Consider the following 24,098-nt stretch of genomic DNA (forward strand, 5'->3'; position numbering starts at 1 on the left):
TACCGAGTTGCTGCACACACTATTCTGCATTATCCGGATTATTCAACCGGCTGTGGTGCATACCATAACTGAAGTACAGTGCGAGGCCAAACAGGAACCAGATACCAGAAGCAATCCAAGTTTCAGCCTGCAGCTGAGTTAACATGAATAGGCACAGAAAACCTGAAACGATTGGTAGTACCGGATACCAAGGCACTTGGAAGCCTTGATTATTCTCGATTTCCTTGTTATGACGCAACGGGATGATGCCAAAGGATACGAACAAGAAAGCAATCAACGTTCCAATGTTAACCAGATTGGTCAATTGATCCAGTGGTACGAATCCACCCATGACGGCAATGACGACTGTAATCGTCCGTAAACTGTTGATGGGGTTTCCATGACGGTCTAATTTACCCAAGAACTTCGGCAGTAAACCATCACGGCCGACAGAATAAATTAACCGTGACGAACTGTAGATCATGGTGACCATCATGGTAAACATTCCAGCTAAAGCGCCCAGTGCAATCACACCGGCAGCCCAGTTTTGGTGGACCACTTGCAGCGCGAAGGAAACGGGATCGGCAACGTTTAACTTCGTGTAGCTGATCATCCCAGTGAGGACGATAGCAACCAGAACGTACAGCAACGTTGCAATGATCAATGTCCCGATAATACCGATTGGCATGTTACGCTTAGCGTTCTTCACTTCAGCAGCTGAACTGGAAACCGCGTCAAAACCGAGGTAAGCGAAGAAGACAGCTGATGACCCGGCCAACACACCGTGAAAACCGAATGGCATGAAGGGGTGCCAGTTACCTGGCTTAATGAAGAAAGCACCCACCACGACAAAAAGCAAAATAATAGCAATTTTGACGAAAACAATAATGTTGTTTAATCGGACGGATGATTTCACCCCGTGAGCCAGCATCAACGAAATAATCAGCACGATGATAATGGCGATCCAGTTACCATAGGAACCATGAGCGATGTCTAAAGGACCAACGATTGACGATGGAATATCAACACCAAAGCCACTCATGAAGGACTTAAAGTAGGCCCCCCAGGCACTGGAAACGGCGGCCACGGCCAGCACGTATTCTAGAATCAAAGCCCAGCCGAGAATCCAGCCAATGATTTCACCGTAAACCAGATTGCCATATGAATAAGCACTCCCAGCAACCGGTAGGGCAGAGGCAAACTCGGCGTAACACATAGCCGCGGTGGAACATACTACGGCGGCTAAAACGAAGGATAGAATAATCCCAGGACCGGCCTTAGTTGCAGCTACAGTACCAGGTAGAATAAAGATCCCGGTACCAATAACGGCACCAATCCCAAGTGAGATCAAGTCGACCGCTGACATGGTTTTGACAAATTTCTTGTCAGTTTCCAAATAACGGTCAACTTTTTCCCGGCGAAAAAGACGCGAAATGAATGATGACATATAACTTCCTCCAAATTAAATATTGAAAAGAATTTTAAGTCCATCTTAACCATGTTAGTCGTTAAAAGCAATGCACAGCCCCAGTACTGGCATGTTCATCCCCGTCAAGTTTTGGAGAAATTTGTCTAAAATAGAATTTCCCAGTTTGCTTGCCACACTGATTAGGCTAAAATAAGAGTTATTAATATTTTCGGAAGAAGGATGATTTAATAATGACAACGGAAGTAGCTAGCGGTGCAGTGGTTTATCGGGTTCAAAACGGTCAGCCAGAATACTTGTTGCTTAAGAGTGCTACCAGTGATTTCTGGGGCTTCCCTAAGGGCCACGTAGAAGGTAAGGAAAAGTTAGACGAAACGGCCATCCGAGAAATTCGTGAGGAAACCCAGCTTCACGTTGAACTCGATACGAATTATCATGATGAACTTAAATATGAACTGCCCAACGGCAATCATAAAGAGGTCCACTTGTTTGTCAGCGAAGTTCCCGTTGACGTTCGAATTAAGAAACAAGACGTTGAAATCAGTGATTATGGCTGGTTTAACGAAGATGAAGCGGTTGATCGGCTAACCTACGATAATTTAAAGCAGTTGATGAAACGGGCACACCAGTATATTTCTGCGAAAATTACGGCCAATAAATAGTGGGGGAAATCATGAAGCACGTCATTGTCATTACGGGTGCAACGGGAACCGGTAAAACAACGGTGAGTACCTATTTAAAAACTAAATATCAGATTCCACGGATCATCACACACACCACTCGGCCAATGCGGCCCGGTGAGAAGGATGGCGTGGACTATTATTTTGAAACGGATGCTAGTTTTGCCAAGAACCATTACCTAGAGTCAGTGACTTACGCCGGTTATCAGTATGGGTCGTCGTATGAAGGACTCCAGCGGGCGTTTGAAAAGTCCGATTTAGTTAGTATCGTCCTTGATACTAAGGGAGCTGAAACCTACGTTCGTGATTTGAAGGAGCAGGCGTTTATTCTGTTCTTAACCGTTGGCAAATCGGTGGTGCTGCATGAGAGACTCAAAGATCGCGGTGACCAGCTAGAGATGATTCAATCGCGAATTAAAAGCAAGGAGTACAGTCGCGATTTGACTTTACCAGAGGACTTAAAGGGGATTGCAACGGTACTCCAAAACGATGATTGGACGAAGACTCAAGAGCGGCTTGCAACAATCGTGGCAAAGTTGAAGACTTCCTCTTTGTAAAAAGCAGCGGACATATGTGTTATTGTTCATATATTTGTGATACACTATCTTAAGCGTAATCATTATTGTTTAAGACGAAAGTCACGTTTAAAGAGGTGTCATTAAATGCCGGCAGAACTCGCCCAAGCGTTAACAGAATTAAAAAAGAACCATTTAAAAGTCACGAAACAGCGTAAAGCACTGTTAAGCTATTTACTTCAAAATCAAGATCACTACCACGATGTGACCCTCGTTGATGAGTATATGAGAAAACAGTTTCCCGGAATGAGCCACAATACCATTTACCGCAATATCAAGGAATTTGAAGAAGCGGGGATGGTTGAACAGCAGGTTCAGGGGGAACAGGCACGGGTCAAGTACCAGTGTGATTTCAGCCACCTGCACCACCATCATTTTATCTGCCAGAACTGCGGTAAAGTGACGGAGCTTAAAGAGTGTCCAATGGACGTTTTCGAGGCTCAGCTACCGGGCTATAACATCGTTGGTCATCGGATTGAACTGTATGGTATTTGTCCTGATTGTCAAAGATTACTTGCAAAGTAATATTGGTAAACAAACCTTATTCAATATTTAAGGTTTGTTTTGTTGTTTATTAATAATAATTTGAGATACTAATGGTTAATAAGAAAGTTTTGAGGAGGCATGAACAGTAACTGTTTTGTTGTAAAAGAATATCAATCTTTGTAAAGGGGTGCTTCTATACTATTGCGACTATTGCGTATTTTATAAGTCTGGCAAAAGATATAACCAGGTTAAAGTTGGGCGTTAAATTTTTCGTATTAGCTGATAGCTTATATGTAGTGATTTATATGAATTTCATTAAAAGGCTTTTTGGACTAAACCCATCCCGTATAATATGAGGGACACCTCACCTTGGTGATTAAATCCAATAAGGCGGAACAACTGATGTTACTCACCTATAAAGTCGAAATCAAGCCAACTGAAAAACAAGCCTGGCAGATTGATTGTCATATTGGTGGCAGTCGTTGGGCCTATAACCTGTTTTTGGATATCAACCGGCAACGCTATGAATGCGGTTATCATTACATGGGCGCTTATGAATTTAGCAAGTGGTTTAACCATAAGTATCTTGAGAGCAATCCTGATGACAGGTGGATCAAGGATTTATATGCTAAATCCGTTAAACAGGCCTTTATCGATGCCGATACGGCTATGAAGCGGTTCTTTAAGAAACTGAGCGGTTTTCCTCATTGGCGCTCGTTTAAGCGCGGTCATGGCAGTTACTACTTTGTTAAGAACAGTAAGACGCAAGTGATTGCTTGCGAACGTCATCGTATTAAGTTACCCAAGCTCGGTTGGGTGCGCCTCAAAGAATTCGGTTATATTCCCACTGATGCCGAGCATTTTGTGATTAAACAAGGCCGGATCAAATTCAAGGCTGGTCGTTATTACTTGACCTGTTTAGTGGAACAGGCCGAATTACCAAAGTTGGAACTGACTGGTGAGCCCATTGGCATTGACCTTGGCCTAAAAGAATTTGCCATCTTAAATGATGGTACTCTGTATCCTAATCAAAATAAAAGCAGTCGGATAAGACGCATCAGAAAACGCCTTAGACGCCTGCAAAGAAAATTGTCTCGTCAGTATCTTGCACTGAAAGCTAGAAGACAGAAAGAAGGGAAGTCTGCTACTGATTTAAATCTAGCTAAAACTCAGCGGAAGGTGCAACGCTTGTATCAACGATTGACCAACATTCAGTCGGATTATCAAAATAAGATTATTGCTGCTGTGGTGAGAACCAACCCGCAGTGGGTAGCCTTAGAAGACTTGAATGTTAAAGGTATGATGAAGAATCGGCATTTAGCTAAAGCGGTCAGTTACCAAGGATTCTACAACTTTAGAATCAAATTAATCGCTAAATGCCAGCAGTTAGGTATTCCAGTACACTTGACCAACCGTTTTGAACCGACTTCTAAAGTGTGTCACCAATGTGGCCATAAAAAAGTTGATTTGCAACTCAAAGACCGGGTGTATGGATGTCAAAACTGTGATTATACCGCGGATCGAGATATTAATGCGGCCCTGAATATCAGGGATACTGAAAACTTTGAATTAGCCTACTAAAACAGGCTTCAAAGCATGTACCGGTGGCTAGCCGGGAATTAACGCTTGTGGACTATCATATCAACTGTATTAGCGAGCTTGATGCGAGGCAGGATAGTGCGAAGCAAGAATAATCTATAACTTTTTATAAGTTATTAGTAGCAGGCATAAAATATGGCATACCGGACACCACCCTTTATCACTCCGTTTGCGATTGTTTCAATTGCACTCGCATTGGGCGCAACTAACGTGGTGGTTAATTCAGTCAGTCACTCTAAAGAGGGTAAGCCGGCAAGCGCTCGCGTGATCTCTAATAATTCGGTGACGGATTCAACCAAGCAATCGGTCAGTTCTGATAGTAAATCTTCGAATAAAAAAGATTCTAGCAGTGATAGTTCAAAGAAGAAGGATTCTAGTTCACAAAGCAGTCAAAACGATACGAGTACAACGACTTCTAGTCCGCAAACAGGAACGAGTAATGCCAACGGCACTTCTACCAATAAGTCGAAGTCGACGGGTGGCAATACGACTACTAATAACAATAACACGGGTACGAACGATTCTAAGTCAACAACGACATCTTCACAAACTAATGATACGCAAACAAATAATGAGTCAGACGGAACTGGCGCTACCAGCAATACTGGAAGCACCGACCAGACGACGGCTCAATAAGGGGGTGGCAATAGTTGTTTAGTTTCTTAGATATGATCAATCACTACCTGGGGTATGTGAACTTAAACGTTAAACTGAAGAACCGAATCTACACCATCCTGGGCGTCATTGGTGTGGTTTACTTACTGTATGTTTCGGTGCGCTGGATTCAAAACGGTTTCGGACTGCGAGGCAGCTTGATCCTGTTAGTCGCCATTATCTTAGCTTACTTTTCAGTCATGAACGTTTTCTATTACTTCACTAATAAACAGGCACCATTTGATATTTCACCTAAAATTGAAAAAATGCTTGGCAAAACGCTGGGTGCTGGTGATACAGCGACTGAGGACGGCCAGCAATCCAGACGTCAACGGGGTAATAATCTTCTAAACGGTGCCAATATTCCGGCTAACGGTTATTTTGACAGTAAGAAGATTTTACCCGGTAAAGTGGCGGTCAATGCAGAACAGAGCAGTAACATTGCGCAACTGGCTAATCAGTTGCAGCAAATGAAACTGATGACCCCTGATTATGGCGGCCTCGGTTCACGGGAACTCGCACAACAACTGGAGAAGACGAAAAAGCCAGTTTATGCCATTGGTCTAGGTGTTAATATTCCTTATTTTGAGTTACAGCAAGATGGTCAACAGATGATCGTTTACGCTGGGATGAACCAAGCACAAAAGGCACCAATGGGCAAGATTACCACGGTTGGACTTCAGCCCATCGAAGACGTTTATGATAAGGTAAAGCTGTATCTTGCTAACGTCATTTTAGTTGGTGGTCCATACATGGAAATGGGGCGTAACGAACCCATCGAAAAACAAGCGCCTTACATGATCCGCGTTCAATTGGCTTATGAGCGGGATAAGCAGGCACATCGGGTTCAGCAAAATGAAGCACCCTCGCGACAAGAGGGATTTTCTCAGTCTGAATCAATGACAAATACACCAACTTCACCCACTGCGCCAACTTCACGGATGAGTCGGTATCATTAAATAGAGTGTGAAAACAAGCGTTTAAAGAGTGGAGTCTAAGGGCTCGAAACAGAAATTCCCTGAACCTGGGGATTTTTGTTTCGAGCCCTTAGACATAACTCTTTGCTTGTTTGAACACGTTTAGTCTAGGTAAAAGCAAAGCACCGGATAAATCCCGAACTTGGATTTGTGGTGGGGTGCTGTTCTGTGCAGGTCTCTGCCTTGGTGAACACGTTTGGAGAACATGACACAATTTATTGTTTTGTGAATTTAAGATGAATAATGCGTATTCCAGGGATCTTACCGGGAATACGCATTATTTGCGTTAAATGGCTGGTTTCCGAGGTATGGAATCAAACTAGACTTGGTTGTTCTTTATGATGATCCCAGTTGGTTGCCATTTATATTATTTGAGCTGTAATGAGAATAACATTAGAACGAAGTGAATATTTCTAAAAAAGTGAATATTTTACCGTTTGATGAAAAAATTATCGTAGTCATTAATGTGTTGATTTAGCGCCATTTCTGCAGTGATATGAGCCTATATCACGAACTTGAAGCGGTGAATTGCTTTGACCAATGGCTGAATATGGTTTAATATTTATAGTGAGTCAAAATTAGAAGTAGATGAAATTGAACGAAATATTTCAGTACTTCAAGACGTGCACTTGCAGTATAGTGCATTTTATGCGAACCAAATATCTAATGAATTTCAGCCGTCTAAGCGAGCAGGCTGTATGCCTCTAACAAGACCATGCAGCTTGTTCGCTTATCTTGTTGTAGAATACTTTAGAGATTGGTCACTATTTTCTTAAGGCGGAGGGGAAAAACATGTCAATGATTGAATTTCACGATGTTCAAAAGTACTATGGCGATTTCCATGCTTTGCATGACATTAACCTGACCATTGATGCAGGTGAAACCGTGGTGCTTATTGGCCCATCAGGTTCTGGTAAATCAACTTTGATTCGAACCATTAATGGTTTGGAACGGATTCAGGAAGGTAAGCTGATTGTTAACGGCCAGGATTTAGCCGATAAAAAGACTGATATGAACCGGATTCGTAAGAACGTTGGGATGGTGTTCCAACACTTTAACCTCTATGCGAATAAAACGATTTTGGAAAATATTATGTTGGCACCAAGACTGGTTTTGAAACGGCCAGAGGAAGAGAATAAAAAAATTGCCATGGACATGCTGGATCGAGTTGGTTTAGCTGACCAAGCACCTAAGATGCCATCGCAACTTTCTGGTGGGCAGCAGCAGCGTATCGCCATTGCCCGTTCACTAGCTATGCGTCCTAAGGCACTATTGTTTGATGAACCAACCAGTGCTTTGGATCCCGAAATGATTGACGATGTGCTGAACGTTATGAAAGACATCGCGCGTGACTCATCGATGACCATGTTAGTGGTTACCCACGAAATGGGCTTCGCTCGTGAGGTGGCTAACCGGGTTATTTTCATGGCGGATGGTCGCATTCTTGAAGACGATACGAAAGAGAAATTCTTTGATGGGCAGCCAAGTAATGAACGTGCTCGTCAATTCTTAAGCAAGATTATCACTCACTAAAGTCAGGAGATGGGAGCATGAAGAAATTTTTCCGATTGGTCGGCGTTATCATCTCTAGTCTTGCATTAGTGCTGGTATTGTCTGCCTGTGGATCAAAATCACTGGCAGATCAAAACGTGGTTACCCGTGCTAAGCGGACTAACACGATTACTTGGGGTGTTAAAGCTGATACAAAGTTGTTTGGTTTAATGGACGTGAAGAACAGTCACATCAACGGGTTCGAAGTTGATATGGCTAAGGCGATCACTAAACAGATTTTAGGACCCAAGGGTAAAGCAGAGTTTGTTCAAGTGACGAGTTCAACCCGGATGCCGTTACTGAAAAACGGGAACATTGATGCCATTATGGCGACCATGACCATTACTCCAGAACGTTTGAAGCAAGTCGATTTTTCTCGGTCTTACTTTGATGCCGGGCAATCATTGCTGGTTAAAAAGGGGAGCCCAGTTAAAAACGTCAGGGATCTTAACCATAAAGGTGCCACTGTTTTAGGCGTGGTTGGCTCTAATTCTGTTCAAAACGTTGCCAAGTTTGCACCAAAAGCAAGGGTGCTGCAGCTTTCTGATTATGCGCAAGCCATGACGGCGTTGAAGTCGGGTCAAGGTGAGGCGCTGACCACTGATAACGGTATTTTAGCTGGGATGTCAGTTGAAAATCCTGGCTACGTATTGACTGGCGGTGCCTTCACCAAAGAACCATATGGGATTGCCATCAACAAGAATCAACCAGAATTTAAGCGTGACTTAAATCAGGCTTTAACCAAGGTCGAACAAAGCGGTCAGTATAATCGCCTTTTGAACAAGTGGTTTGGAAACGTACCTGGCATGAACGTTAAGGAGATGGAACGATGATAGCTATTTTTCATAATTACGGCAGTCTATTGCTCCAAGGATTCGGTCAAACCTTACTGTGTAGTGTGATTGCACTGATTTTTAGTTTGATTATTGGATCGATGTTTGCCATTTTTGAAACCACACCAATCAAGTTTTTACGAGTCATTGCGCGGATTTACATTGAAGTATTCCGAAATATTCCGTTGCTGGTTATCACCATGTTTTTCTTTGTGGTGATTCCCATGTTTATCGCGAAGATCAACGGGTTTACCGCCGGAACAATTGGTCTGACCATTTATACGTCAGCCTTTATCGCTGAAACGGTTCGTTCTGGGATTAATTCAGTGGATCCCGGGCAAATGGAAGGTGCCCGTGCCAACGGGTTATCTTGGTGGCAAGCAATGCGTCACATTGTTTTACCGCAGGCCTTTCGTTACGTGATTCCACCACTGGGCAACCAGTTTATCAACTTAGTTAAAAATTCATCAGTTCTAGCCTTCGTTGCTGGCTTTGACCTGATGTATCAAGGAAACGTGATTGCGTCAGACTCATTAAATACCATGAGTACCTACATTTGCATTGGTATTTTATATCTGATTATCACGTTACCGCTAAGTTACTGGATGCGTTATCTCGAAAAGAAATTAGCCTAGGGGGGTGCAGTCATGAAGGACTTTATTAATGCATACTCATGGATCAACATTCATTACTTGCTTCAGGGCCTTTGGATTACGGTGGCTGTATCCGTAGTCTCGATTCTCGGCAGTTACGTTCTGGGCTCGATTTTAGGCATTATTCGTTACGTTAACATTAAAATCGTCTCACCAATCGTCGGTTTGTTCATCGATATTATTCGTAACTTACCGTTGCTGCTGATTATCTTCTTTACCTACTTTGGACTGCCAAACTTAGGCTTTCGTCCCAGCAGTGTATGGGCAACGATTTTAGCCATGACGGTCTTTGAATCAACGATGATTGCTGAAATCGTCCGTTCGGGTATCGCAGCCGTTGATCCTGGTCAAATGGAAGGTGCTAGAGCGAACGGATTATCTTATGGACAAGCAATGTATCATATTGTCTTGCCCCAAGCTATGAAAAAGATGATTCCAGCGCTGGTGAGCCAATTTATTTCTTTGATCAAGGATACATCACTGGCTACCATTATCGTCTTGCCAGATTTGATGCATAACGCACAAATCGTTTATGGGCAAAACTCAACGTACATTCTACCGATGTTCCTGATGATTGCCATTATGTACTTCATTGTATGTTATGCATTGTCGCTGTTATCACGGTCGTTGGATAGAAGAATGAGTTAATGTAAAAGAGTGTGAAAACAAGCGTTTAAAGAGTGGAGTCTAAGGGCTCGAAATGGAAATTCCCTGAACTTGGGGATTTTTGTTTCGAGCCCTTAGACATAACTCTTTGCTTGTTTGAGCACGTTTGTAAAAGAGTGTGAACCAAGGCGTTTAGAGACTGTAATAGAACGAGCCCCCACCTTAAATTCCGAACTTGGATTTAGGGTGGGGGTTCGTTCTATGCAGGTCTCTGCCTTGGAGAACACGTTTAGTCTAGGTAAAAGCAAAGCACTAAATCCCGAAACTTGGATTTAGGGTGGTGCTGTTCTGTGCAGATCTCTACCTTGGTGAGCAGGATTAACTGATATATTTGAAATAGTTAAACCTAATTAGCGATTTTTTGGTATCCTATATTCTAGACGGAGAGATATTTTTGTGTCTGGGAGAGGACGTTGTGATATGAATAAATCAAGGAAGTTAGTGTTAGGGGCCATCGCTTTTGGACTTGCTATGGGCGTTGGGGTTGCACAGTTTGGACAAAATAATTCACCTTTGGACCAAACTATTGTGGCGCACGCGGATCAGAGTGTTAACGTGAAAGACCAGGGGATGGTCGGAAACGGCGAAACCGATAATAGTACCAAGCTGCAACAGATCATCGATAATTCCGATGAGAACGTCACGATTCACGTTCCCAAGGGTAACTACTTATTTACGAATGCTGAGCTAGATGCCATCGTGTTGCATTCACATATGACCTTTGATTTTGATAAGGGTGCTGAGTTTACAATCAAAAATGGCGATCGGATGGCTTTTGTTTATCCTAGTCCCAAAGGTGGTTACAACGGTGGGATTAGTAACATTACGTGGAATAACGCAACCTTTCGTGGCGATTACAATAAGTCAGATGGACAAAGTGTTTTCGTACAATCAATTCATCATGCTCAGCATGTGAACTTTAATAACTGTACCTTTGATAACGCTGAATCACCAACAGGGCACTACCTTGATATTGATGGCAGCCACGATGTTAACGTTAAGAATTCAACCTTCACTGGGTTTAACGCGCAAACTGACTATAAAGAAGCGATTCAAGTTGATTATTCTAACCATAAAGCCATGTCATATCACGAACCAGGGGATGTGTATGATAACTTACCGTCTTATGATGTTAACGTGACTAAGAATAGATTTGTACCGCTTTCCAATAAGTCAGGTTCAGTAAAGTCATTTGGACCAAACCCGATTGGGCAGCACGCACTCTACGCCAATGGTGCGGGTGGCATTATTCACGATATCCACTTTACAAACAATTACGTTCAGGATGCTAAACCGCAATTGAGTGCCGACGGGGCAAACATTCACTTCGTCTGTGTTTCAAACTTATATATCAGCAATAATACCTTTGAAAATAAGGGTGCTTTAGGCTCAGGTAACTACATTCGAATTTACAACATTTCACCAATCGTGAAGATGTCAAATATCCAGATTACGAACAACAAATTCGTTAACCTAGATCCAAATAACCGTTACGTTTACTTTGATAATTCAAAGGGCGCCGGAATTACCGGTGTGAAGGTTACAGGTAATAAAATCACCAGTTCAAAGAGTAAGATTCCGTTTGTGTTGAGTGCTGGGATGACTTCTAGTGACATGACAGTTAGTGCCAATACCAACAATAAAAATGTCGCAGTTAAACCTTCCGACATGAAGAATACCTCGAAATTACAAAAATTGACGGGTAAGTACAAAGCCAATAAGGCGACTAATACGAAAGAATCATATACTTCCGGTTATAACGGTCAGTACGCCAAGTTAACCACTCAGGCAGCCCAAAAGTACAGTTTGTATAGTCATATCCGTGGCCATGCCGGCTGGTACATCTATAGCCAACAGGATGGCTGGTCTAACGCCAAGAAATCGGGCATCGTCTACGTTGACATGCGAGCTACGGCTGACAGTGGCAAATGGTACCGAATTCGTTTCAGTTCAAGTCCAAACGCCCGGGAATACTGGGTCCGTTCAGGCGCACTGAAATTTGATTCGATCGAGTATGCCCCCTATGTCCGGTCTCTGATCCCAATCAAGAAGTATACGATGTATACTAAAGTATTTAACGATCCGCAATTGGCTAAGTTAGCTGGAACAACGGCTGACTTAGGTTCTAAGCCAGTTAGTGTCACACAACGGGCGACCAGGGTATCCGTATCAAATGGCCAAACTTCAACCTACTATTTGGTTAATGATAAGTACTGGACGAGGTCAAGTGCCTTTTATTAGAAATATGGCAGCGTGAAGTAGCATTTATTCCTCTAGATTAATTTCTTTATCAACGAATTTGATAGCGTACTTTGAGAAGATCAATTCATTTACGAATTGGTCTTCTTTGCATAAAAATAGTGCTGGTGATTTCTCACCAACACCAAACATTACTGAACCATTATTCTTCTACAACATACTGTTCAAAGCGCTGATAATCAACGTTGGTTACTTCGGCTTCAATCTTGGTGCCATTTTCAAGATAGTCCGTTGCTTTAACGCTGGCGTGTTCGTTCAGATACGAAACAACGTCGCCCTTTTCAAATGGAATCAAGAAAGTAGCAGTCACGTAGTTCTTGAAGACTTTTTCCCTAATTACCTGAACGAGCAGATCGATTGAGGCGGGATCTTTAGCTGAAACCACGATTTCGTCACCAGCTCGTGACGGATAGTCGTTGTCTGTCAGGTCAGCTTTGTTGTAAACGGTGACCATTGGCAAATCAGGGACGCCAATTTCAGTCAAGGTTTTCTTTGTAGTAGACATCATGTCGATTCGGTTAGGGCTGGAGTAGTCCACGACTTGAATTAACAGATCAGCATTGGCAGCTTCGTACAAGGTAGACTTGAAAGCTTCCACCAAAGTGGTTGGCAGCTGGGAAACAAAACCGACTGTGTCACTCAGCAATAACTTCTTTGAGTCATCGAATTGCAGTTGCCGAACACTGGTATCCAGAGTAGCGAAGAGCATGTTCTTAACCATAACCTGCTTATCTTCGTTCATGCCATAGCGTTTGATCAACTCATTCATAATGGTTGATTTACCCGCGTTGGTATAACCAATAAGTGCCACGTTAGGTAATTGGACCCGTTCGCGTTGCTGTCGCTTAACGGTTGCTGACTTATCGACTTCTTTTAGTTCATGCCGAACGTGATTGATTTGGCGCTGAACGGTCCGCCGGTTTAATTCAATCTGAGCTTCACCGGCACCACGGTTGGTAAAGCCACCACCAGCACTGGTACCCGTTTGTTGGTCTAATCGCTGGTTCATCGCGGTATGCAGACGGGGCATTTGATACTGTAACTTAGCCAGTTCAACCTGTAACTTAGCTTCACGGCTTTGCGCTCGGTTAGCGAAGATGGCCAAAATGAGTCCGGTACGATCCATCACGGGCACCTTCACGACTTTTTCCAAGTTTCTGATTTGACTAGGGGTCAGTTCATCGTTTGCTACTACGATTTCAGCACCAGTATCAACGACGATATCACGTAATTCTTCAACTTTACCAGTTCCAAAGTAGGTTCCGGCAACTGGCTGACTAAGATTTTGTACGGTGGTTTCTACCACGTTCATATGATTAGCTTCTGACAAGGCCTTTAACTCTTCCATGGCATAATCAAAGTTGTAGCGTCCTGTATTAAGGCCAATGTTAATGACCGGCACAAGTTCGCTGTTATCCATGTTGTCACCATCCTTAATTGTTTAGCTTCAGTATAACATGAGAGTGTGAAGCAACTCGTTAAATTCTGGAATCTGTGTTGTGAAATCGATTTAGGCTAGATAAAAGGATTGAACAAAAACAAATTTTCATCGTACTTCAGAGTACTCCAGATAAGAAGCTAAATATGGACTGATGTCACGGCCCCAATAGCCATTGTGCAATAATAGCTTTTACGCAATTGATTTTTAGTAGCGGTCAGTTTACAATTATGAGAGTTTTTTATTCACTGAGGGACAAAGTTCGGGCCTCTTAAATTAACTTATTGAACGAAAAGATATTCGAGTGAGCGAAAATATATGCAATTTTTGCAATAAAAATCCCCAAGATTACCCGTATTAAACAGGCAAGATGATAAAACAGCATTGATTTTAATGCTTTTCTAATATACAATATATATCACGAATCTTTAATAATTATACTTGCACGTTATCCATAATTTGAGGGAGTGAAATGGCTATGCAGTTTAGTAAGACTTTAACATTAGCAGCTATTTCAGGGGCTTCTTTACTGTTATTTTCCGCTTGTGGGTCTAAAAGCAAACGGCAGCTAGCCGATGACCAGACCTTACACTGGGTTGAGACAGCGGATCTGCCAACCATGGATCCCTCAAAATCAACGGATGTCGTTAGTGGTGGTGCACTGAACAACGTTGATGAAGGTTTACTTAGAATTGGTCAGGGGTCAAAACTGAGGCCGGGGATTGCCAAGGCTTACCATGTATCAAAGGATGGGAAGACCTGGACCTTTAATTTGCGGCATTCTAAGTGGAGTAATGGGGCACCGGTAACGGCTACTGACTTTGTTTATGGCTGGCGCCGGACGGTTAAACCAAGTACGGCAGCGCAGTTTGCTTACCTCTATAATCACGTTAAGAACTATGACGCTGTTAATAAGGGCAAAAAAGCCCCTTCTCAACTGGGGGTTGAAGCTCATGGTAAGTATCAGTTAGTGGTAACACTATCACGGCCACAGAGCTATTTTAAGTATCTCGTGGCTTCTCAGGCGTTTCTACCGCAAAACCAGCAGGTGGTTAACAAGTATGGTGCCAGATATGCAACTCGTTCTGGCAACGCCGTTTATAACGGACCATTTAAGCTAACTGGCTGGGATGGGACTAACGATACCTGGACGTTGAAAAAGAATGATCAATACTGGGACGCGAAAGCAACTAAGTTAAAAGCAGTTAAATACCGGGTGATCAAGGATCAAGGGACTTGGCTGAGTCAATATCAAACTGGCAAAGTTGACGAGTTGATGACGGACGGCACACAGTACCGACACCTTAAAACTTCTCCGGATATACATATCAGGGGTTCTGCTTCCATGTTTTATCTGGAGTTCAATCAGCGCAACGGGTTCTTCAAGAATAATTTAGATGCAAGGAAGGCCATTTCGTTAGCAATCGATAAGCAATCCTTAACGCATAATATCTTAGCTGATGGTTCTCAAGCGCCTAAGGGACTGGTTCCCCAGAACCTGGCGAAAAAGAATGGCGTTGATTTTGCCGATGCAGCCTACGTCAAATCAGGAACGACTTATCAGTTGACCGAAGCACGAGCACTGTGGCGGAAAGCATTGCAACAATCGGGGAAGTCAAGCGTCTCGCTGGATTTACTTGCGGATGACACGCCCAACGGTAAAAAAACCGTTGAATTTATTCAGAGTCAGTTGGGTAAGCTACCAGGGTTAAAGCTGATAACGGCTACCGTGCCGTTTAACGTTCGGCTTTCCCGTTCCACTCAGGGCGATTTTGACATGGTGGTTGGTGGCTGGATCGCTGATTTTCCGGATGCCATTTCGTTCAGTTCATTATTTACGTCCAACAATGCTTATAATCGTGGTCGCTGGCAAAACAAGGCTTACGATACCGATGTGAAAAACGCTGAGGGCAAGGATGCAAACAATCCGGATGAACGTTGGAACGACTTGGTGAACGCTGAGAAGACGCTGATGCAGCAACAAGGCATTGTACCGCTATATCAGCGAACTCAGGCGCAGTTGCTGAAGCCTTACGTTCACGGCGTTCAGTACTTTCCGACTGGCGCACAATGGGACTTCAGTCGAGCGTATATTTCTAATCATCAGTAACCCGTTATTGAGTGAAAATAAAGCTGAGCTGATGCCCACCCTTGTTTTTACATCTTTTAGAAAAAGTGTAATGATGTTAAATAGTAAGTAGAATGAGAGGTATTTTCATGGCGAAATATTTAGTAAAGCGGATCTTTTATCTGCTGTTAACCTTATTCATCGTCATCACAGTCACGTTTTTTCTGATGAAGCTATTACCAGGGACGCCGCTGCAAAACCAGCAAAAGCTGTCACCATCGCAGCAACACCTGATTTTAAAGCAGTATGGGTTAACAAAGCCCGTCTGGCAGCAATATTTGATTTACGTTGGCGGTGTTTTCCAGGGTAATTTCGGAACTTCCTTCCAGTTTAGTGATCAACCGGTTTCCTACTTGATTTCGAGCCGGATCGGACCGTCACTTCTGTTGGGGGTTCAGGCGATGATCATCGGTGTGATTCCTGGTATCTTAGTTGGTGCTTTGGGCGCCATTAAGAAAAACACTTGGGTAGATACCACTACCACGATCGTTTCTATTCTGGGGATCTCAATCCCAAGTTTCGTGCTGGCCGTTTTACTGCAGTACTTTGTTGGGTTGAAATTACAGTGGTTCCCAATTGCCGATTGGGGCGGCTTCTCCTATACCGTTTTGCCAACAATTGCGTTGGCCGCGTCGCCGTTCGCGGATACGGCGCGGTTTACACGAACAGAAATGGTGGATGTGCTGAACTCCGATTATATTGAGCTGGCCAGAGCCAAGGGGCTGAGTAAGTGGGGTGTCATTTATCACCATGCACTGCGGAATAGTTTGATTCCAGTGGTGACCATCATGGGGCCATTGGCCGTTAACATCATGACTGGGTCAATGGTGATTGAAAACATCTTCTCCATTCCAGGGATTGGTGAACAATTCGTTAAGTCCATCTTGACTAACGATTATCCGACCATCATGGCGGTTACCATCGTTTACAGTGTCATGCTGATGGTAGTGCTGCTGATCACCGATATCGTTTATGGTATTATCGACCCTCGAATTCGAATTTCTGGCAAGAGTAATTAATTAGGAGGTAAATAAATGGCTGATGAAGTAAAGCTTCCTGCAGATAGTTTTGAACCTCTTGATAAGTCAAAACATCTCGACAGTGAAAAAATTGCAGCGCCTAACTTGACGTTTATGCAGGATGCATGGCGTCGTTTAAAAAAGAATAAAAGTGCCATTATTGCGATGATCATCCTCATCATCTTCTTTGTTTTAGCGTTTGGATCAGCGTTCTTCTCACCGCATAACCCTAATGCTGTTAACCCGCAACTGGCAAACTTGCCACCAAAATGGCCGGGAGTAAATATCAATGGCCTCAACGGGACACTGGTCCAAGCTGGTAGCCGAGTGAATGCTTATCAGGCTGCTGGTGCCGGTGCCGGCGTGCACTATTGGCTAGGAACCGATTATCTCGGCCGTGATATGCTTTCCAGAATTCTCTTTGGGACGCGTATTTCCCTGACAGTTGCCATTGTTGCCACTGCCGTTGACTTGTTAATTGGTGTCACTTTCGGTCTCTTTTCCGGCTGGAAGGGCGGCTGGGTCGACAACTTTATGCAACGTGTTATTGAAATCATTATGTCAATTCCAACCCTAGTTGTGGTTGTGCTGCTGATTTTAATTTTGAAACCTGGGATGTCGTCAATTACGTTAGCCATTGCGTTTTCTAGCTGGACGACGATGGCGCGTCTGATACGAGCGCAAACGCTAGAGTTAAAGGAACAGGAATACGTGCTGGCGGCAAAAACGTTGGGTGAAAGCTCAATCAAGATTGCTTTCAAGCACTTACTGCCCAACCTTTCTAGTATTATTATCATTCAAACCATGTTCACCATTCCAAGTGCTATTTTCTTCGAAGCCTTCCTGTCATTCGTTGGTATCGGGATCAGTGCTCCGCAGGCTTCACTTGGGACGTTACTGAACGATGGTCAGAAAAACTTCCAATTTTTGCCATATCAAATGTGGTATCCAGCCATCGTACTGTCTGTGATCATGATTGCCTTTAACATCTTCGCTGATGGCCTGCGTGACGCCTTTGATCCGCAAACGAAAGGGTAGGTGAAGTGAAACTATGCAAAGCAAAGAAACTATTTTGAAGGTCAACCACCTCAAAATCAACTTCAACACCTACGCTGGGACGGTTAAAGCCATTCGTGATGTCAGTTTTGATTTAAAAAAGGGCGAGACCTTAGCCATTGTTGGTGAATCCGGTTCTGGTAAGACGGTAACGACCCGTTCGATCATGGGGTTGCTGGCTAATAACGCAGTGGTTGAGGGTGGCACCATTCAATTCCACGATAAAGACGTGTTAAAAATGTCACAGAAGCAACTAGAAGGTTTACGGGGTGCTAAAATCGCGCAAATCTTCCAAGACCCAATGACCTCACTGGATCCAACCATGCGAATTGGCCGTCAAATCGCTGAACCACTGATGATTCATAAGGGTGTCAAAAAAGATAAGGCCATGGCGCAAGCTCTGGAAATGATGAAGTTGGTTGGTATCACTGATGCAGAAAACCGAATTAACGACTATCCGCACCAATTTTCAGGTGGGATGCGGCAACGGATCGTGATTGCCATCGCGTTGATCAACTACCCAGAAATTCTGATTGCTGATGAACCTACCACGGCTTTGGACGTGACCATTCAAGCGCAGATCCTGAATTTAATGCGTGAATTGCAGGACAAGATCTCAACCTCCATCATTTTTATCACTCATGATTTAGGGGTGGTTGCTGGGATGGCTGATCGAGTTGCGGTGATGTATGCTGGCAAAATCGTTGAATACGGGACCGTTGATGAAATCTTCTATAACCCAAAGCATCCTTATACTTGGGGACTATTGAGCTCAATGCCAACGCTTGATACTGACAGCGGTGAGTTAGCCTCAATTCCTGGGACACCGCCTGACTTACTCGATCCGCCCAAGGGTGATGCGTTTGCAGCGCGGAATCCTTACGCGTTAAAGATCGATACGGAGCAGGAACCACCGTTTTTCAAGGTTTCTGATACCCATTACGCTGCTACTTGGCTATTGCATCCAGATGCACCAAAAGTAACGCCACCGGACCAGATTATCCAGCGACAGGCTAAGTTTGCGGCTATGCAAAAAGAAGCTAAACAGCAGCATAAAATCGAAGAAGAGGAGGAACAGCAATAATGGAGCTTGATAACGCTAAAAAAGTGCTTGAAGTGAGTCATTTGAAACAGTATTTCAACGTTGGCAAGCGCGATGAAGTTAGGGCTGTTGACGATATTTCCTTCGATATTTATGAGGGTGAAACCTTCGGGCTGGTTGGCGAATCCGGTTCTGGTAAGACGACTACTGGTCGAGCCATTATTCACTTGTACCGGCCAACTAGTGGGTCGATTAAGTTTAATGGTCAAGAAATCATTGGCATGAAAGATAAGCAAAAAATGCAGCAGTTTCGCCGTGACATGCAGATGATTTTTCAGGATCCATACGCTTCCCTGAACCCGCGGATGAAGGTCAAGGATATCGTAGCGGAAGGTATCGACATTAATCATTTAGCGAAAAATGATGCCGACCGCAGCAAGCAAGTGGCTGATTTACTGGCAACCGTTGGCTTGAACCGAGACCATGCGAGCCGTTATCCCCACGAATTTTCAGGTGGGCAGCGGCAACGGATTGGGATTGCGCGGGCACTTGCTGTGCAGCCCAAGTTCATCATTGCTGACGAGCCAATCTCCGCCTTGGATGTTTCCATTCAAGCCCAGGTGGTCAATTTACTAAAGAAGCTGCAGCGTGAACGGCAATTAACCTTCTTGTTCATCGCCCATGATTTATCCATGGTGAAGTACATCTCGGATCGAATTGGTGTCTTGCATTATGGTCGGATGCTGGAAGTCGGCACGTCGGATGAAGTTTATAACCATCCGTTGCATGACTACACCAGAAGCTTGTTGTCAGCGGTGCCGGTGCCGGATCCGGAGTATGAACGGACGCGGACGCAGATCAAGTATGATCCGAAGTACGAGGATGGTTCTAAAAAACGTGAATTAGTTGAAATTGTGCCCCATCACTATGTCCAGTGCAGTCAGGATGAGATCCCGATGTATCAGGAGAGAGCGAAGTCAATGGGACTGAGCGTGAAATAGAACAGAGCGTGAAAAGACTCGGGTAAAGCCCAGAGTGTAACGAAAAAAGCAGGTATGTCCTTGAATTTTAGGACGTACCTGCTTTTTTTGTTACACGGCCGGGCTTTGAGTCTTTGAACGCGTTTCAGCGACGTAAAAGTTATGGCCGGGCTCTGAGTTCTTGAACGCGTTACGGCTACGTAAAAGTGAACGGCACTCATTCAAACTGTGCATCATACAACTTCTTATAAGCTCCGCCAGTCTTCAGCAAACTTTCATGCGTGCCAATCTCAACCACACGGCCACTCTCCAGTACAATAATCTGATCCGCATCGTGAATAGTGGACAGCCGGTGAGCAATAACCAAAGATGTCCGAGATGCCAGCAGGTTATTCAGGGCGTGCTGAATGGCCTTTTCAGACTGATTGTCCAGACTAGCGGTGGCTTCGTCCAAAATGATGATGGGTGCATTTTTTAACAGCGCCCGTGCAATCGAGACCCGTTGTTTTTGACCACCGGAGAGTTTGACGCCCCGTTCGCCAACTTGTGTATCGAGCTGATCTGGCAAGTCACGAATAAAGGTATCGAGGTCGGCTAGTTTTGCCACTTGCCATACGTCTTCATCAGAAGCGTCCGGACGACCATACAGAATGTTGTTGCGGATACTGCCGTCGATGATAAAGATATCCTGTGAAACGATGGCGATATTTTGACGTAATGAAACAATGTCGATGGACTGAATCGGGAGGTCATCAATCGTAATGCTGCCGCTGTCTAAATCATAAAAGCGATCAATGAGCCGAGTAATTGTCGTTTTACCGGAACCTGACCGGCCGACTAACGCGGTGGTCTTGCCATAGGGAATCGTAAAACTGACATCTTTTAGGGTTGTGTCATGGCTTTCAGGGTATTTCGCACCGTCGTAGTTAAAGTTAACGTGACTGAGGGTAATTCCCTTAGAAAACTTTGGGAACGGTTTAGGATCCGCTGCATTTAGCACCTGTGGTTTCTCCTGTAAGATTGACTGGATTCGACCGTAGGAAACCAGTGATTGCTGCAGTTGGTTCAGCAGACGGGTGAAAGCCTGAATCGGTGACTGGACCATGGCGACGTAGCTGAGGTAGGCAACTAACGCCCCTACCGTAAGTTGCCCCTTGATGATAAAGTAAGCGCCTAACGACAGGACAATCGCGATGCCCAGCGTGTTGATGCCGTCAATCAACGGTGAGAAGATGGCTTGATTCCGGCCAGCGGTGATCATGTCTTTCCGATTAGTATCGGCAAAGTGGTCAAACCGTTTAGCTTCGGTATCTTCACTGTTGAAACTCTTAATGAGATCGATTTGAGTCAGGGTCTGCTGCATCTGGTTCGACATTCTGGCTTGAGAACGTCGCGCGTTCATGAACGCAGTACGGATGCGAACCCGAAATACCCGGTAGACGATGAACATTAGTGGGAAGGTGAGACTGACTGCCAATGCCATTTGCCAGTTGATGTAGAAAATCAGCGCTAGTACGCCCACAAACGTAAATAAATTACCAACCATGTTCAGCATATTGGCTGAGATAAGACTTTGCAGATTATTGATGTCACTGGTCAGCCGGGTCATCAAATCACCGGTTTTACTGGATTCGAAGAAACTGGTATCTAATTTTAACAAGTATTCGTACAGTTGATTTCGCAGATCGGTGATGGCGTTTTGACTCATGACGCTCATATAGTAGGTGGAAATGTAAGTGAAGATGCCTAGTATAATGGCTGCCAGCAAGAGGATAGCAATGGCACCAAAAAGCCACTGGAAGTTGCGCTGCGGGATTACTTTATCGATAATGAACTGTTCAATCTGCGGCATCACGAACTGCAGTAAGGTAATCACGGTGAGCGCTAAGATGTTTAACACCAGTAACCAGCGTTTTTTAAGCACTTTACTGAAGACAAAACGAAACATTTCCATCAATGATCCGTCTGTTTGTGACGCTGCTTGTTTATCGGCCATGGAACTCCCCCCCCAATATTTCGAGCTGATTTAATCTGTCCGCTAATGTAGCACTCAGGCTGACTGGGTGCAAACAAATAGATTGGTGATTGCTATCAACATTGTACTTGAAAAGCGGAAGTGTGATTGACTTTTCATCTATTTTCTAATATGATTTTAATAATCTAATAAAAGGAGTGGTGAGATTGAACTTATTACCGATGCATCAGTTTACGACCAGCGATGGTGCGACGTTAGAATATTTTGACGAAGGCGAAGGACAGCCGCTAGTCTTCATTGCTGGTTACCGAGCCAGCGCTCAAACTTGGCTGCCACAAGCCGAATATTACAAGGACCGCTACCGCGTGATCGGCATGGAACGTCGCTTCAATGGCAACACTGTTTCACCTACATATAACAAGACCATGGCCCGTCAAGGCGAAGATCTGCATGATTTAATCGAGAGTTTGCAATTAAAGAACCCCATCGTTGTGGGCCATTCCATGGGTGGCTCAACCGTGATGGCTTACTTATCCTTATTCGGCGATGCACAGTTAGGCGCTTTTGTGAACGTGGATCAAACGCCGAAAATGGTCAATGATGATGACTGGCAGACCGGGATGTACAAGTTAACCACGGCAAATATGGGCACCTTCTTTGACGCACCGCTGGATAGTCCGTTTTACAAGGATGTTACTCCGGAAGTGATGGCCATTATGAAGGCGGTGGCAGCCGAGACCAATGACAATACATATACCTTAGAGATGACTAAACCGTTGCTACTGGACCACGCGTGGGCTGACTGGCGTGGTATTCTGCAAACGGTGACGGTGCCCACGTTATTCATGGCAGCTGATCACAGTCCGTTTTGGCCAAGCGCTCACGCAACTGAATCGGCAAAATTAGTGAAAAATGGACGGGCTGCCATATTAACGGATGTCGGCCATGGGATGGAGTATGAAGATCCGGAACAGTTTCAGGCTGTGTTAGATCAATTTTTAGAGACGTTAAAGGGTTAAAAAATAAGCACCCCCAAAGTTGAGAAAACTTTAGGGGTGCTTATTTTTTTCAGTCGCGCTTCTCGTGAATGGTTTGAAACTGCTTTTGTGCTAACTCAATAACCCCCTGTGCCTGGCTAGAACAATCACATTGTGTCGGATAAGCGATGGCAATATCGCACTGAAAGGTGGTTGGCAGAATACTAACGGTACGCATTTTTTCCTTGGTCAATGGTGAAATCGCCGATGCCGGAACGATAGTCGCCCCCAGTCCACCCAGTGATAAGCTGGCCGCCGTATTAATATTGGCGGTTCTTAACACAACGTTCGGAGTGATGTGGTACTTGGTCAGGTAGCTATTAACCAGCCGTTGGAAACCACTGGTATCCGTCTCAACTATGAAGTCGCGTCCGTTGACCAAGGGACTGATATCGGCAATGGACTCCGTGGGAAGTTGCTGTGTTTCAAAAGTTGCCGGGATTAGTAGTATGCCGCTATCGGTATACAGGCGTTTGTATCCGAGTTTGGGACTATAGGCAGGGGTGATGCCTAGGTATAGGTCCAATTCTTGATTGATGATGGCAGTTTCCATTTCAGCGGAAGACTTTTCAATCAAACGGATTTCGATTTGCGGAAAGCGCTGGTGAAAGGCTGGCAGTAGTGGCGGTAGAATAATTTGAGCGAGCGACGGATTGACGCCAATCGTGAGGCGGCCCACCTGATTACTGGCAAACTGCTGCATCTCGTGGCTCATGACCTGATAAGATTGGACTAACTGTTTGATTTGATTCAAATAGTACTCGCCAGCATAAGTGAGCTTTAGCGGATGCTGTGTACGGTCGAGCAAGTCGACGCCGTATTGCCGTTCCTGGTTACGGATAAGTTTACTGACAGTGGGCTGAGTCATGAATAATTGGTCGGCAACCACCGAAATATTGCCGTATTTAGCAACCGCTTCCAATATCTGTATCATCTGATTTTCACGCGTTAGAGTTTTCATAGATGAGCCTTCTTAATTTAGGATCAATAAAACTAGTATGCCATTTTTGGCATATTTTTTCAATTAATAATCTATTTCACAAGCGACGCAAATGGATAGATAATAAAGGCGAATTAAAACTTGT

At 44.2% G+C, this 24,098-nt stretch carries 21 protein-coding genes; 17 read left to right on the forward strand and 4 right to left on the reverse strand.

What is annotated here, in order from left to right:
* Positions 1-19: 19 nt before the first annotated feature.
* Positions 20-1,426, reverse strand: coding sequence for an APC family permease (locus tag CES82_RS03075; protein WP_098823860.1), 1,407 nt, complete (start codon positions 1,424-1,426; stop codon positions 20-22).
* Between the two features lie 212 nt (positions 1,427-1,638).
* On the opposite strand from CES82_RS03075, the gene CES82_RS03080 reads away from it, so the two are divergent.
* The 11 genes from CES82_RS03080 (at position 1,639) to CES82_RS03130 (ending at position 12,320) form a co-directional block, all read left to right on the forward strand.
* Positions 1,639-2,067: a bis(5'-nucleosyl)-tetraphosphatase gene (locus tag CES82_RS03080; protein WP_098823861.1), complete on the forward strand. Its 429-nt coding sequence runs from the start codon at positions 1,639-1,641 to the stop codon at positions 2,065-2,067.
* Positions 2,068-2,078: 11 nt separating this feature from the next.
* Positions 2,079-2,642, forward strand: a complete 564-nt coding sequence (locus tag CES82_RS03085) for a nucleoside/nucleotide kinase family protein (RefSeq protein WP_098823862.1) — start codon at positions 2,079-2,081, stop codon at positions 2,640-2,642.
* Positions 2,643-2,747: 105 nt separating this feature from the next.
* Entirely contained in the window at positions 2,748-3,185 is a 438-nt protein-coding gene (locus CES82_RS03090) for a Fur family transcriptional regulator (RefSeq protein WP_098823863.1), read from the forward strand.
* Between the two features lie 333 nt (positions 3,186-3,518).
* Entirely contained in the window at positions 3,519-4,727 is a 1,209-nt protein-coding gene (locus CES82_RS03095; RefSeq protein ID WP_225364828.1) for an RNA-guided endonuclease InsQ/TnpB family protein, read from the forward strand.
* A gap of 153 nt (positions 4,728-4,880) precedes the next feature.
* A complete protein-coding gene (locus tag CES82_RS03100) occupies positions 4,881-5,381 on the forward strand; it encodes a hypothetical protein (RefSeq protein WP_098823864.1) in 501 nt (166 codons plus the stop codon).
* Positions 5,382-5,395: 14 nt separating this feature from the next.
* Complete coding sequence (locus CES82_RS03105; protein WP_098823865.1) at positions 5,396-6,358, forward strand: DUF6681 family protein; 963 nt, start codon at positions 5,396-5,398, stop codon at positions 6,356-6,358.
* Positions 6,359-7,168: 810 nt separating this feature from the next.
* Positions 7,169-7,909 (forward strand): amino acid ABC transporter ATP-binding protein, encoded by a 741-nt coding sequence (locus CES82_RS03110; protein ID WP_098823866.1) that lies wholly within the window; start codon positions 7,169-7,171, stop codon positions 7,907-7,909.
* A gap of 17 nt (positions 7,910-7,926) precedes the next feature.
* The gene (locus CES82_RS03115) at positions 7,927-8,760 is read left to right on the forward strand and encodes a transporter substrate-binding domain-containing protein (RefSeq protein ID WP_098823867.1); all 834 of its coding nucleotides are present in this window, start codon (positions 7,927-7,929) and stop codon (positions 8,758-8,760) included.
* Positions 8,757-9,395, forward strand: a complete 639-nt coding sequence (locus tag CES82_RS03120) for an amino acid ABC transporter permease (RefSeq protein ID WP_098823868.1) — start codon at positions 8,757-8,759, stop codon at positions 9,393-9,395. The genes CES82_RS03115 and CES82_RS03120 overlap by 4 nt, the downstream gene beginning before the upstream one ends.
* A 12-nt stretch (positions 9,396-9,407) precedes the next feature.
* Positions 9,408-10,061 (forward strand): amino acid ABC transporter permease, encoded by a 654-nt coding sequence (locus CES82_RS03125; RefSeq protein ID WP_098823869.1) that lies wholly within the window; start codon positions 9,408-9,410, stop codon positions 10,059-10,061.
* Between the two features lie 438 nt (positions 10,062-10,499).
* On the forward strand, positions 10,500-12,320 hold the full coding sequence (locus CES82_RS03130; RefSeq protein ID WP_098823870.1) for a glycosyl hydrolase family 28-related protein: 1,821 nt from the start codon (positions 10,500-10,502) through the stop codon (positions 12,318-12,320).
* 160 nt (positions 12,321-12,480) lie between these two features.
* Here the strand turns inward: CES82_RS03130 and hflX are convergent, their stop codons facing one another.
* The gene (gene hflX / locus CES82_RS03135; protein WP_098823871.1) at positions 12,481-13,758 is read right to left on the reverse strand and encodes a GTPase HflX; all 1,278 of its coding nucleotides are present in this window, start codon (positions 13,756-13,758) and stop codon (positions 12,481-12,483) included.
* A 490-nt stretch (positions 13,759-14,248) separates the two neighbouring features.
* On the opposite strand from hflX, the gene CES82_RS03140 reads away from it, so the two are divergent.
* From CES82_RS03140 to CES82_RS03160, 5 genes are all read left to right on the forward strand, one after another.
* On the forward strand, positions 14,249-15,886 hold the full coding sequence (locus CES82_RS03140) for a peptide ABC transporter substrate-binding protein (protein WP_369689068.1): 1,638 nt from the start codon (positions 14,249-14,251) through the stop codon (positions 15,884-15,886).
* A gap of 107 nt (positions 15,887-15,993) precedes the next feature.
* Positions 15,994-16,923 carry an oligopeptide ABC transporter permease gene (gene opp3b, locus CES82_RS03145; RefSeq protein ID WP_098823872.1) on the forward strand — a complete coding sequence of 310 codons (930 nt, stop codon included), beginning with the start codon at positions 15,994-15,996 and terminating at the stop codon, positions 16,921-16,923.
* Positions 16,924-16,938: 15 nt separating this feature from the next.
* Positions 16,939-17,961, forward strand: coding sequence for an ABC transporter permease (locus CES82_RS03150; protein WP_098823873.1), 1,023 nt, complete (start codon positions 16,939-16,941; stop codon positions 17,959-17,961).
* Positions 17,962-17,974: 13 nt separating this feature from the next.
* Positions 17,975-19,063 carry an ABC transporter ATP-binding protein gene (locus tag CES82_RS03155; RefSeq protein ID WP_098823874.1) on the forward strand — a complete coding sequence of 363 codons (1,089 nt, stop codon included), beginning with the start codon at positions 17,975-17,977 and terminating at the stop codon, positions 19,061-19,063.
* Positions 19,063-20,022: an ABC transporter ATP-binding protein gene (locus CES82_RS03160; RefSeq protein WP_098823875.1), complete on the forward strand. Its 960-nt coding sequence runs from the start codon at positions 19,063-19,065 to the stop codon at positions 20,020-20,022. Before CES82_RS03155 ends, CES82_RS03160 begins: the two co-directional genes overlap by 1 nt.
* A 196-nt stretch (positions 20,023-20,218) precedes the next feature.
* Here CES82_RS03160 and CES82_RS03165 read toward each other — a convergent pair whose 3' ends face one another.
* Positions 20,219-21,997 carry an ABC transporter ATP-binding protein gene (locus CES82_RS03165; RefSeq protein ID WP_098823876.1) on the reverse strand — a complete coding sequence of 593 codons (1,779 nt, stop codon included), beginning with the start codon at positions 21,995-21,997 and terminating at the stop codon, positions 20,219-20,221.
* 185 nt (positions 21,998-22,182) lie between these two features.
* Here CES82_RS03165 and CES82_RS03170 point away from each other — a divergent pair, with 185 nt between their 5' ends.
* The gene (locus tag CES82_RS03170) at positions 22,183-22,995 is read left to right on the forward strand and encodes an alpha/beta fold hydrolase (protein ID WP_098823877.1); all 813 of its coding nucleotides are present in this window, start codon (positions 22,183-22,185) and stop codon (positions 22,993-22,995) included.
* 49 nt (positions 22,996-23,044) lie between these two features.
* On the opposite strand, the gene CES82_RS03175 is transcribed toward CES82_RS03170, so the two are convergent.
* Positions 23,045-23,974 (reverse strand): LysR family transcriptional regulator, encoded by a 930-nt coding sequence (locus CES82_RS03175; RefSeq protein ID WP_098823878.1) that lies wholly within the window; start codon positions 23,972-23,974, stop codon positions 23,045-23,047.
* Between the last annotated feature and the right edge of the window lie 124 nt (positions 23,975-24,098).

Source organism: Secundilactobacillus silagincola (assembly GCF_002583405.1).
Classification (GTDB): Bacteria; Bacillota; Bacilli; order Lactobacillales; family Lactobacillaceae; genus Secundilactobacillus; species Secundilactobacillus silagincola.